The sequence below is a fragment of the Galbibacter sp. genome (assembly GCF_048266365.1).
Taxonomy (GTDB): Bacteria; Bacteroidota; Bacteroidia; order Flavobacteriales; family Flavobacteriaceae; genus Galbibacter.
The window spans coordinates 79088-91791 of record NZ_JBLWZP010000008.1; the positions used below are offsets into that span (position 1 = coordinate 79088).

Below are 12704 nucleotides of genomic sequence, written 5' to 3' on the forward strand. Positions count from 1 at the left end.
GTAAAGCGGGCTATTTTCTAGTAGTAGTTAGTAGCCTTCTTTACCAACTATTTAACTATAAATTTTAATACTCAAGATCATGAAGAGATATATATATTTAGCCGTATTATTATTGTTTGCAATAATGAATACGAATGCACAACAGGTTGTTGATGAAGTAACAGGACCTACAAAAGGTGATTTTACCGGTTCTATATTGCTGGGTAGAGGAAGATTTTTACAATCAGGTTTAACAGTGCCTCGTCCAGTTCCACAGAATGTTTCCGGGGATGCACCATACCTCAGCACGGTGAGTTCTAACGATAATAAAATCACCAATATGATCGGTGCAGAATTTCGTTATTTCGTATCGGATCGTATCGCCCTTATGATTAGTGGAGGTGCTATTATCAGAAACACCCCTGGCATGACAAATATTCCGGGTGTAACAACGAACAGTAATGCGTCCTCTATTCCAGAGTTTGAATCTATCGTAGAGACCAACCAGGTAGATTTAAATGTGAATGTTGGATCACAGTATTTTTTCCTTAATAACTATAAAAGGGTTCATCCTTATTTGGGTTTGTCGATTCCTTTTTATTATGCAGAACGATCAGAGTTTGATCCTGCGATTAATGGAACTGAAGTTGTTGATATTAGTGAAAGAAGAGTCTCACTACTTGGCGTTGGGGCTCAAACCACCGCTGGAATAGACTATTATTTTGGAGAAGCTTTTTTTTTAGGTTTAGAAATTAAAACTATAAACTATGTTTTTGCGAAGTCGACCAAATATGCTGGTCCAGGATTTGGAGAAAGATCTGCTCAAACGTCTACGATATCATTTTTTTCCCAACCATTTATTCGTATAGGATTTAAGTTTTAAATTTCAATAACTTTGTGGTTGGATTAGTGTGAGGCTGCCTTTTTTGGTAGCCTCTTTCATTTGTAGTTATGTGTGAAATTCAATAGAAGTGACCTATTCTATAATCTAGATCTATGGAATTTCTCTATCTTTAGCACAGGAAATACCATAGCGCGGCAATGAACGCCTCAGAACAAAAAACTTAGAAAAATGGTCATAAAAGAAGTTAAAGATAAGCTCAAAACATCAAAAGGGCCGGTAGCCTTAGCCCTTCATCAAGGGACAGGATTTAAAATCCTTGTAATGGGGTTCAATAAAAACATGGTTTTAAAGGAGCACAAAGCCTATCTCAAATCAAAATTAACTGTTTTGGAAGGTGCTGTTGTTTATCAAGAGCAGGGTAGAGAAGTAACACTTAAGCAATATGAAGAAGTGGATATACCTGTTGAGGTACCTCATTGGGTTGTAGCATTAGAAGACAGTTTATGCCTGTTGACGCAAGGAAACTAATAAGTATTTTAGTTGGGTTTAAAGGAACCATAAGACCGGTTTATCGCAGTTAGGTGATTTAAAGGACTGTTTGTATTGTCGTTGGACAATTTAATAACTACTTTTAAATTTCAAACTTAAGATGATGCGATATTTGCTTTCGATACTGCTAATAGTTTTTACGGCCTGTACGCAATCCTACCAAACACAACTTACCGAGCTTAAGGTCGAACATTTGGATCGACCTCTAGGTATGGATGCTACCCATCCAAGGTTTACTTGGAAGCTTCAAAACTCACCATTAGGGACAATTCAAAAGGAATACCAAATACGTCTTGCAACGGATTCTATGGAGCTGATAAAAGGCAAGGACTTGTTGTGGCATAAACAAGGGTCTACTGGTAAAAACGCCATCACTTATGATGGTGAACCCTTAAAACCTTTTACTAAATATTATTGGGGCGTTTCTGTGAACGCAAATTCAAATCAAGAAAGCCAATTCGCCATTTCCACTTTTGAAACAGGAATGATGGGATCCGAGCAGTGGAAAGGAACATGGATTACCGATACGGAGGATATTGATTTAAAACCGGCTCCTTATTTTAGGAAGGAGTTTGATCTTGAAAAAAAGGTTGTCAGAGCCAGAGCCTACATTGTTGCTGCAGGTTTATATGAGCTCTACATCAACGGAGAAAAGGTTGGAGATCACCGATTGGATCCGGTATATACACGCTTCGATAAAAGAAACACTTATGTCACCTATGATGTGACCCAGGACTTTAACCAGGCTAAGGTTGCCATTGGGGTTATACTTGGCAATGGATGGTATAATCATCAATCCACAGCGGTATGGCTGTTTGATCGTGCAAAATGGCGAAAAAGACCGCGATTTTGTCTCAACATCAAACTTACTTATGACGATGGTACCACCGAGCTTATCGCTACAGATAAAAGCTGGAAAACATCCTTAGGCCCATTGGTGTTGAATAGTATTTATACTGGAGAACATTATAATGCCAACTTGGAACAACCGGGGTGGAATACCGTGAATTTTGATGATGCTTCGTGGAAAGCTTCACTCGAGGTTGCTGCAACCTCTAATACCATTGTTGCACAAGCTATCCCACCTATCAGAATTGTTAAAGTGCTTCAACCGGTGCGTATGACAAAAATGAGTGATAAGCGCTATATTTTTGATCTTGGACAAAATATTTCTGGAGTTACCAAACTTCGTGTTAGTGGTGAAAAGGGGAGTGTTATTCGTGTGACACATGCTGAACAATTAGATTGCCTGGGAAATTTGGACTTATCCAATATAGATGTGCATTACAGACCTAAAGACACCCTAGATCCTTTTCAGACAGATGTCTACACTTTAAATGGAGCAAAGGATCAAGTGTTTGAACCCAAGTTTAATTATAAGGGATTTCAATATGTAGAAGTTAAAAGTACTACTGCGATTGATCTAGACAAAAATGATCTTTCAGGATTATTCATGCATACGGATGTTGAGGCCATTGGAAGTATTCACAGCTCTAACCAGCTCTTGAATAATATTTGGAAAGCGACCAATAATTCCTATTGTTCTAATTTATTCGGCTACCCTACGGATTGTCCACAAAGAGAAAAAAATGGATGGACCGGTGATGCGCATATCAATATAGAAACAGCACTCTACAATTATGATGGAATTAGCGTTTATGAAAAATGGATGAAAGACCATAAAGATGAACAACAGGCTAACGGTGTGCTGCCTTCCATTATTCCAACCTGGGGAGGATGGGGTTATGATTGGGGAAATGGTCCAGATTGGACAAGTACAATCACGATCATCCCTTGGGAATTGTATCAGTTTTACGGCGATGACCATGCCTTAAAAATGATGTATGAACCCATGAAAAAATATGTGGATTACATTCGTTCTATAAGTTATGATGGAGGTCTGACCAATTGGGGACTCGGAGATTGGGTCCCGGTAAAATCAGTGACACCAAAAGAATTGACATCATCAATCTATTACTTTGTCGATGCTAGTATTATGGCAAAAACGGCGCTTCATTTTGGAAAACAAGAAGATTTTAAAACCTATGCTGCTCTTGCAAAACAAATTAAAGATGCAGTAAATGATAAATATCTCAATCCTAAAACGGGCGTCTACGGACAGGGGTTTCAAACAGAGCAAAGCGCGGCGTTGTACTGGGGTCTGGTACCCGACTCTTTGAAAGAAAAAGCTGCTAAACGCCTGGTAGAGGCGGTTTCAAAATCAGATAATCATATCGATGTTGGATTGTTAGGCACTCGGACTATTCTAGGCGCCCTGAGTCAAAATGGCTATGCAGACTTAGCTTATCAGGTGGCTACTCAAGATACGTATCCTTCTTGGGGATGGTGGATAAGAAATGGGGCGACCACACTTTATGAAAACTGGGATATACACGCCAATTCCGATTTATCAAAAAACCATATTATGTTCGGTGCCATTGGTGGATGGTTTTACTCAGGCCTTGGAGGAATTCTACCAGACCCTGAAAAACCGGGATTTAAGCACATTATTTTGAAACCTAATCTAGTAGCTGGTCTCGATCAGTTTGAAGCAAAATTTCAAAGCCCTCATGGGGAGATTATTTCGAGTTGGGACACCAATACTGACGGGACTGTCAAATACGAGGTTCGGATCCCTAATAACAGTACCGCGACCTTATACCTTGATGTTGATACAGTTGAGTTTCAGGGTGAGGCTATTTCTTTTACCAATGTGTTCACTAAAGAGCTGAACCCAGGCGTATACCGTTTTGTGGTGACTAGAACAAGTAAATAATCCCTAAGACATGGAGTCCTAATAAAATCAGCTGTAAAAGCTCCTTCATGATTCCTAACAGTATGCAAAAAAGTTTGCCATACAACATAACGTTCATTAGATTTGTAGGTTAAGAATTTATTTTCAGGCTAATTTTAATAGAGTACATATGATGAACACAAAAAGGTATCAAGGAGGGATATTCTTATTTCTTTTCCTTGCATTCACGAATGCTGCCATTGCTCAAGTGGTAGAACGAAATCAGGAGGAATTTAGTGAGTTTATGGACCGTTCAGGGAATCGCTATCGTTCCGCCTCTGGGGTCCCAGGACCGGATTACTGGCAAAATCAAGTAGATTATGTCATTAAGGCAAGTCTTGATGATAAAGCACATACATTAACCGGTGAAATTACAATTACTTACACAAATAATAGTCCAGATGCCTTACCTTTTATTTGGTTGCAAATGGATCAAAACCGGTTCACTGCAGATTCAAGAGGAACTCTAACTACTCCAATTGAAGGAAACCGCTACAACGGAGAAGTTGATGGGGGGTATGAAATATCAAACCTAGAAGCAAAAACTCAGCGTACAGTATCTGATAAACATATCGTAAGCGATACCAGAATGCAGGTGTGGTTTAAAAAACCGATACAGCCTAATGGTGGAAAAGCAACTGTCTCTATGGATTTTAAATTTAATATCCCAGAGCGAGGAATGGATAGAATGGGTAGAGTAGACACTGAAAATGGGACCATTTATGCCATGGCACAATGGTATCCAAGAGCAGCGGTTTACGATGATATTGAAGGTTGGAACGTTGAGCCTTATTTAGGAGCAGGTGAATTTTACCTTGAATATGGTAATTTCGATTACCAAATTACGGCACCTTACGATCATATCGTAGTAGGGTCCGGAGAGTTAGTCAATGCCAATCAAGTCATGTCTTCAGTGATGACAGAGCGTATGGAGAAAGCACGTAAGAGTGACGAGACTGTTTTTATTGTAAAACCGGAGGAAGTTAATGACAAATCGATAAGAGCGAAGCAAAGCGGAACCTTAACCTGGCACTTTATAATGAAAAATTCCAGAGATGTTGCCTTTGGTAGTTCAAAAGCATTTATCTGGGATGCAGCAAAAATAGACCTTCCAAGCGGGGCAAAAGCTTTAGCTCAATCGGCTTACCCTATTGAAAGTAGTGGTGATGAGGCTTGGGGTCGCTCCACAGAATACTCAAAACACTCCATAGAGAACTATTCGAATAGATGGTATGAATACCCATATAAAGTGGCCACTAACGTAGCTGCAAATGTCGGAGGAATGGAATATCCCGGTCTTAACTTTTGTAGCTGGAAAAGTGCTGGGGCAAGACTTTGGGGAGTTACGGACCACGAATTCGGGCACAATTGGTTCCCTATGATTGTCGGTTCTAATGAGAGAAGATACCCATGGATGGATGAAGGTTTCAACACATTTATCAACTACTATAGCACAGTGGATTTTGGAGAATATCCAGCATCATTGTCTAAAACTAGAAATATGATTTCTTGGTTTCAAAACGATACAAGAGAAGGGATTGATACCTATCCAGATGTTGCAAATTTGAGAAATCTTGGAATGATAGCATATCGTAAACCAGGTATTGGTTTACTGTTACTTAGAGAATATATTTTAGGGAAGGAGCGCTTTGATATTGCGTTCAAATCTTATATAGAAGCATGGGCGTATAAACACCCACAACCAGCAGATTTCTTTAATCATATGGAAAATGTAGCTGGAGAAAATCTTTCGTGGTTCTTTAAGAACTGGTTCTACGGTACAGGAAACATTGACCTTGCAGTTGTAGGAATTCGTCAGACTCCAGAAAAGGATGCTTTCATGGTGACCGTCGAAAATAAGGGAGATATCCCAATGCCGGTTAAAATGAAAATTACGCATCGTGATGGTACTGTTGAGGAAAAAACATTACCAGTTGAAATATGGCAACGTGGAGACACATGGAGCTTTATACTTGAAACTGAGGTGCTACCAAAAAGCATTGAAATTGATCCGGATAAAATATTACCAGATGTTAACCCTTCCAATGATTCTTGGCCGGGAACTTCTTTCTACGACTAGAAGGATTATATAAAATTAAAGATTTTGTAGCAATAGACTGTCTGATTCTGATCAGACGGTCTATTGTTCTTTATAGCCCTTGTTGGATTCGCTAACCAAGGAGTCTTCTTCCTTAAAGACATCGTCATTTTCTGAAAAATCCAAGGTCTCTGCCTCCGGGAGGTATTTTAAAATTTCATCGATTCCTTTACTAAGCATTAATGGAGTGGAATATTTACGACTTGTGGCAAGTACAAAACCATCCTTGATAAGTCTGAAGTAATGTTTGCCAGAAGGGGTTGATTTTTTCCTGAAACTGAATTGGTGAATATGCTCAGCCAAGCCAGTAATCATAGATTCGCAGTCCTGCTTTTTTTTGAGAGCGATACTGGTGAAAATTGTTTTTCCTTTTCTGGAAGTGAACACAAATTTATAATTTCCGTTTTGTCGTTTGCTAATAACAAACATTCCCATAGGTTCAACTAATTTTTAGTTTTAAGAATACAAAGCTAAAATTAATTAGATACAGTGCATCATAATTTTGGCCGCATCACTTTTAAACTAAAAAAACTGTAATTCAACTAAAAAAAGTGGATAGCTGAGGATGGTTTATGATATTTGTGGATAGTGGACTTTAAGGTGTCCCCCCGACCTAGCTATGCTATTCCTTAATTTTCATTAGTCGAGAAACATATTTCCCGATCACATCGAATTCTAAATTAACGATACTACCCACTCGATAATCTTTGAATCGAGTGTGGTCGTAGGTGTAGGGAATAATAGCGACACTGAATTGACTTTCCTTGGAATCAACTACGGTTAAACTTGTTCCATCAATTGTAATAGATCCTTTTTCGATGGTGACATTATTTAAGGAAGGGTCGTATTCGAAGGTAAATCGCCAACTACCATTTTCATCTGTTATAGCAATGCATTTACCGATTTGATCGACATGCCCCTGAACAATATGTCCGTCAAGCCTGGTGCCCATTTTCATGGCACGTTCTAAATTGACCACTTCACCAACGGAGAGACCTCCTATAGCGGTCTTATCTAGGGTTTCTTTAATAGCAGTAACTGTATAACTATTATCATTGACTGATGTCACCGTTAAGCATACGCCATTGTGGGACACACTTTGGTCAATCTTTAATTCATGCGCAATGCCACTCTTTATAGTAAAGAGTAGATTCTCCTCTTGAGACTCTATTTTTGTGACAATTGCCAATTCTTCTATTATTCCGGTGAACATATGTATAAATTATTAGTTAAATTTGCATTCAAGGTATCGCGCTGTGGTGTTGGTCGTTATTATTATAACAAACCTACTAAATAGTGCAACAACTGCCAATAAACAGTGTTTGTAAAAAATCTAAAGCATCCAAAAAGATGAAGAATGGTGAAAATATCCGATTGGGAATATCAATAGGAGATCTCAACGGTATAGGCTGTGAAGTAATACTTAAAACCTTTGAAGACCCTAGAATGCTCGAGTTTTGCACTCCTGTGATCTTTGCTTCGACAAAGGTTATTAATTATCAGCGAAAGATGCTTGGGATGAATATAGCATATAATGGAGTTGATACTGCCGCTAAAGCGGTAATTGGAAAACTAAATGTCGTTAATGTTTGGAAACAAACCCCGAATATTGAGCCGGGCAAAGAAACTGAAGAGGGTGGTACATATGCTTTGCTATCTCTTAAAGCTGCAGTTGAGGCACTCAAGAATGATGAGGTGGATGTCTTGGTTACTGCTCCAATTAATAAGCACAATATTCAATCAGAGGAATTTAAGTTTCCCGGACATACGGATTATCTGGCACAGGAGTTAGAAGGACAGGCACTTATGTTTATGGTTACAGAAGACTTGAAAGTTGGCTTGCTTACCGATCACCTTCCTGTCAAAGAAGTTAGTGATGCCATTACTCCTGAATTGGTGGAAGCTAAGATCAATAAGATTTATGAATCACTGATAAAAGATTTTAGAGTTCGTAAGCCGAAAATAGCGGTTCTGGGTATAAACCCACATACAGGTGACAATGGTGTCATCGGTACCGAAGACGATCAAGTTTTAAGACCGACCATTGCAAAATTAAAGGAATCAGGAAAATTAATTTACGGTCCTTATGCCGCAGACAGCTTTTTTGGTTCAGGATCACATCATAATTTTGATGCCATTCTAGCCTCCTATCACGACCAGGGACTAATCCCTTTTAAAACACTATCATTTGGAAAAGGAGTGAATTATACGGCGGGCCTTTCTAAGGTTAGAACATCACCAGATCATGGTACTGCATATGAAATTGCAGGAAAGGGTGAGGCAAATCACAGCTCCTTTGCGGAGGCTGTATTCACGGCATTACGTATTTATAATAATAGAGAAGAGTATAAAGAATTAACCAAAAACCCACTTAAAAAGAGTAGCGGAAAGTTATAAACAAAAAAAAGTTAATAAGATTATTTTCATAAATAAAAATTTATATCTTTGCACCCGCCTTATTATTAAGTGATAAGGTTTGTAAAAACTGATGTTGAAAATGAAGAAACTTAAGGACTTTGATATTCCTTTTGTCGGATTGAAACAAGGGAAACACCAGTTTGATTTTGAAATCAAAACAGCGTTCTTTGATGCTTTTGAATATGATGATTTCAATGATGCTGACGTAAAGGCCTCATTGATATTGGATAAAAAGAGCAGTTTGCTGGAGTTGTCCTTTGAAGCTCAGGGTTATGTGAATGTGAATTGCGATGTTTGCAATTTGGAGTATGACCAGGAGGTGAAAGGAAAACTTAGCTTGGTGGTAAAATTTGGAGATGAGTACAATGATGAAAATGAAGAAATTCTCATTATTCCACATGGAGAGTATCTGATAAATGTAGCACAATACATTTATGAAATGATTGTACTTTCCGTTCCTTTAAAAAGGATACACCCTGGTGTAAAGGACGGGACGCTATCGACAGAGATATTAGATAAGCTGGAGAAACTCCAGCCAAAAGAAGAAAAGGAACATAAAGACGGTGAAACGGATCCTAGATGGGATCAATTGAGAAAACTATTAACGGATAAATAAGATTTAAAAATGGCACATCCTAAAAGAAAACAGTCTAGTACTAGAAGAGATAAAAGAAGAACGCATTACAAGGCGACTGCTCCTCAAATAGCTACAGATCCAACAACTGGGGAACAGCATGTTTATCATAGAGCGCACTGGCATGAAGGAAAACTTTATTACAGAGGTCAGGTTCTTATTGATAACACAGTTGAAGAAGTTGCATAATGATGTTTTGCAATTAAAAGACTTTAGAACTCTCACGAGAAGTGAGAGTTTTTTTATTTAAAATTTTTCTATAAATCAAAAACACCCTATTTTGCACCACTAATCGGACAAAAATTAGTAATTTCGATTAATTTTTGATCGCATTTTTGCACGTTTTTGATAAAAACTAAGCGAATTATGAGTAAACTTAAAGCAGCTATTACTGCTGTAGGAGCTTATGTGCCTGACTTTATTTTAACCAACAAGATGTTGGAAGAAATGGTTGATACAAATGATGAGTGGATTACTACTAGAACTGGAATCAAACAAAGGCACATATTAAAAGAAGAAGGAAAGGGTACTTCTTTTATGGCCATTAAGGCTGCGGAGGAACTGCTACAAAAAAGTGGAGCAGATCCTAAAGAGATTGATTTGGTGATTGTCGCTACTGCTACCCCCGATTTACTAGTAGCAGCAACAGCCGCCTATGTAGCTACGGAGATTGGTGCAGTAAATGCATTTGCATATGATCTTCAGGCAGCGTGCTCTAGCTTTCTATTTGGAATGTCTACTGCTGCCAGTTATATCGAATCAGGAAGATATAAAAAAATACTATTGATTGGAGCAGATAAGATGTCTTCAATTTTGGATTATACAGATAGGACAACTTGTATTATATTTGGAGACGGTGCAGGAGCAGTTTTATTTGAACCAAATGAAGAGGGATTAGGACTGCAAGATGAATATTTAAGAAGTGACGGTATCGGAAGAGAATTTTTGAAAATAGATGCAGGTGGTTCTATACTTCCAGCTTCACTCGAGACTGTCAAGAACAAACAACATTATGTATTTCAGGACGGAAGGACTGTATTTAAATTTGCTGTTTCTAATATGGCTGATGTAGCTGAAAAGATGTTAGTTCGAAATAACCTATCCAAGGATGAAATCCAATGGTTAGTGCCACATCAAGCTAATATGAGAATAATTCAGGCTACGGCTAACCGTGTTGGGTTGGATCCGTCTAAAGTAATGATAAACATTCAAAATTACGGAAATACAACTTCAGCGACCTTACCGCTATTATTAAGTGATTATGAAACCCAATTAAAAAAAGGGGATAATTTGATATTTGCTGCCTTTGGGGGTGGCTTTACTTGGGGCTCCATATATTTGAAGTGGGCCTATAATAGTTAAAAAACACAAAACTCAAAACTAATAAGACGCAATCATGGATTTAAAAGAAATTCAAAGTTTAATCAAATTCGTGGCAAAATCTGGAGCTAGCGAAGTGAAGCTTGAGACGGATGATGTGAAAATCACCATTAAAACTGGTTCAGAGGACAAAAAAGGTGAAACGACAACTTATGTTCAACAAATTCCTGTGAATCAGGCGTTACCAACTCAGCAAGTAACACCTCAGGCTTCTGCGGCAACAGATGCAGCACCTGCACAAGGACAAGCGGCAGAAGAGGATAGCAAATACATTACTATAAAATCTCCTATTATTGGAACTTATTACAGAAGACCTTCCCCTGACAAACCAAATTTTGTAGAGGTTGGTGATACCATTGCTAAAGGTGATGTGCTTTGTATTATTGAGGCGATGAAACTGTTCAATGAAATTGAAGCTGAGGTTTCAGGTAAGATTGTAAAAGTGTTGGTTGATGATTCTTCTCCTGTTGAATTTGATCAACCTTTATTTTTAGTTGACCCATCATAAGAAATTTTGAATTCTGTTTTTTAAAGGGGCAAAAGTGCCTTTAAAATGATTTAAAATTTAGAATCGATAATTTAAAGTTTCAAGAGATGTTTAAAAAAATATTGATTGCAAATAGAGGTGAAATTGCACTTCGTGTGATTCGAACTTGTAAGGAGATGGGGATTAAAACCGTTGCGGTATATTCCAAAGCTGATGAGGAGAGTTTGCACGTTCGTTTTGCTGATGAGGCTGTTTGTATAGGACCTCCTCCAAGCAAAGATTCCTATTTGAAAATCTCAAATATTATAGCGGCGGCAGAAATTACCAATGCCGATGCCATTCACCCAGGATACGGGTTCTTATCTGAAAATTCTAATTTTTCAAGAATTTGTAAAGAACACGGCATTAAATTTATAGGTGCTGGCCCTGAAATGATAGATCGTATGGGAGATAAGGCCTCAGCTAAATCGACCATGAAGGAGGCTGGAGTTCCTACAGTCCCCGGTTCTGACGGTTTGTTGGACTCTATCGAACACGCTAGAAAACTGGCCAAAGAAATGGGTTATCCGGTGATGCTTAAAGCAACTGCCGGAGGTGGTGGAAAAGGGATGCGTGCTGTTTGGAAAGAAGAAGAACTTCAGAAAGCCTTCGAGAGTGCAAAACAAGAAGCCGGTGCTGCCTTCGGAAATGATGGTATGTACATGGAAAAACTCATTGAAGAACCACGACATATTGAAATTCAAATTGTGGGAGATCAATTTGGAAAAGCATGTCACTTATCAGAAAGAGATTGCTCAATACAACGGCGTCACCAGAAATTAACGGAGGAGACACCTTCTCCTTTTATGACTGATGATCTTCGTGAAAAAATGGGTAAAGCGGCTGTAAGAGCTGCAGAATATATTAAATACGAAGGAGCAGGGACTGTAGAGTTTTTAGTGGATAAACACCGAAACTTCTACTTTATGGAAATGAATACTCGTATCCAGGTAGAGCACCCAATCACTGAACAGGTTATCGATTATGACTTGATTCGTGAACAGATTTTAGTAGCTGCAGGAGTTCCAATCTCCGGGAAAAACTACTTCCCTAAGCTACATTCAATCGAGTGTAGAATCAATGCTGAAGATCCTTATAATGATTTTAGACCTTCACCGGGAATAATTACAACACTACACGCTCCAGGCGGACACGGAATTCGATTAGATACGCACGTGTACAGCGGATATACTATCCCACCAAACTACGATTCAATGATTGCCAAATTGATTACTACAGCGCAAACGCGTGAGGAGGCAATCAACAAAATGAAACGTGCCTTAGATGAATTCGTCATCGAGGGAATTAAAACAACGATTCCTTTCCACAGACAACTTATGGATCATCCGGATTATGTAGCGGGAAATTATACCACTAAATTCATGGAAGACTTCCATATGGATCCTCCAGTGGAAGAGGAAGATTAGATTTCCTCAAAAATGATCTTAATGACACTACATCGGCTTGCAATTTCTGCAGGCC

At 38.6% G+C, this 12704-nt stretch carries 12 protein-coding genes; 10 read left to right on the top strand and 2 right to left on the bottom strand.

Annotated elements, in window-relative coordinates; genetic code table 11:
• Window positions 1–79: 79 nt before the first annotated feature.
• The 4 genes from ACN0TV_RS12425 (at window position 80) to ACN0TV_RS12440 (ending at window position 6246) form a co-directional block, all read left to right on the top strand.
• Window positions 80–862: a BT1926 family outer membrane beta-barrel protein gene (locus tag ACN0TV_RS12425; protein WP_417363241.1), complete on the top strand. Its 783-nt coding sequence runs from the start codon at window positions 80–82 to the stop codon at window positions 860–862.
• A 189-nt stretch (window positions 863–1051) separates the two neighbouring features.
• On the top strand, window positions 1052–1351 hold the full coding sequence (locus ACN0TV_RS12430; protein WP_417363242.1) for a hypothetical protein: 300 nt from the start codon (window positions 1052–1054) through the stop codon (window positions 1349–1351).
• A 121-nt stretch (window positions 1352–1472) separates the two neighbouring features.
• Window positions 1473–4148, top strand: coding sequence for a family 78 glycoside hydrolase catalytic domain (locus ACN0TV_RS12435; RefSeq protein WP_417363243.1), 2676 nt, complete (start codon window positions 1473–1475; stop codon window positions 4146–4148).
• A gap of 148 nt (window positions 4149–4296) precedes the next feature.
• A complete protein-coding gene (locus ACN0TV_RS12440) occupies window positions 4297–6246 on the top strand; it encodes a M1 family metallopeptidase (protein ID WP_417363244.1) in 1950 nt (649 codons plus the stop codon).
• Window positions 6247–6306: 60 nt separating this feature from the next.
• Here ACN0TV_RS12440 and ACN0TV_RS12445 read toward each other — a convergent pair whose 3' ends face one another.
• Both ACN0TV_RS12445 and ACN0TV_RS12450 read right to left on the bottom strand, forming a co-directional pair.
• Complete coding sequence (locus ACN0TV_RS12445) at window positions 6307–6699, bottom strand: DUF1508 domain-containing protein (protein WP_417363245.1); 393 nt, start codon at window positions 6697–6699, stop codon at window positions 6307–6309.
• Between the two features lie 187 nt (window positions 6700–6886).
• Window positions 6887–7477 (bottom strand): riboflavin synthase, encoded by a 591-nt coding sequence (locus ACN0TV_RS12450; protein ID WP_417363246.1) that lies wholly within the window; start codon window positions 7475–7477, stop codon window positions 6887–6889.
• Window positions 7478–7614: 137 nt separating this feature from the next.
• Between ACN0TV_RS12450 and pdxA the strand changes: the two genes are divergently transcribed.
• From pdxA to accC, 6 genes are all read left to right on the top strand, one after another.
• Window positions 7615–8661 carry a 4-hydroxythreonine-4-phosphate dehydrogenase PdxA gene (pdxA, locus tag ACN0TV_RS12455; RefSeq protein ID WP_417363247.1) on the top strand — a complete coding sequence of 349 codons (1047 nt, stop codon included), beginning with the start codon at window positions 7615–7617 and terminating at the stop codon, window positions 8659–8661.
• Window positions 8662–8761: 100 nt separating this feature from the next.
• The gene (locus ACN0TV_RS12460) at window positions 8762–9298 is read left to right on the top strand and encodes a YceD family protein (protein WP_417363248.1); all 537 of its coding nucleotides are present in this window, start codon (window positions 8762–8764) and stop codon (window positions 9296–9298) included.
• Window positions 9299–9307: 9 nt separating this feature from the next.
• Window positions 9308–9505 (top strand): 50S ribosomal protein L32, encoded by a 198-nt coding sequence (rpmF, locus tag ACN0TV_RS12465; protein WP_417363249.1) that lies wholly within the window; start codon window positions 9308–9310, stop codon window positions 9503–9505.
• Window positions 9506–9682: 177 nt separating this feature from the next.
• Entirely contained in the window at window positions 9683–10678 is a 996-nt protein-coding gene (locus ACN0TV_RS12470; protein ID WP_417363250.1) for a beta-ketoacyl-ACP synthase III, read from the top strand.
• Window positions 10679–10712: 34 nt separating this feature from the next.
• Entirely contained in the window at window positions 10713–11204 is a 492-nt protein-coding gene (accB, locus tag ACN0TV_RS12475; protein WP_417363251.1) for an acetyl-CoA carboxylase biotin carboxyl carrier protein, read from the top strand.
• 86 nt (window positions 11205–11290) lie between these two features.
• On the top strand, window positions 11291–12649 hold the full coding sequence (gene accC / locus ACN0TV_RS12480) for an acetyl-CoA carboxylase biotin carboxylase subunit (protein WP_417363252.1): 1359 nt from the start codon (window positions 11291–11293) through the stop codon (window positions 12647–12649).
• Window positions 12650–12704 lie beyond the last annotated feature (55 nt).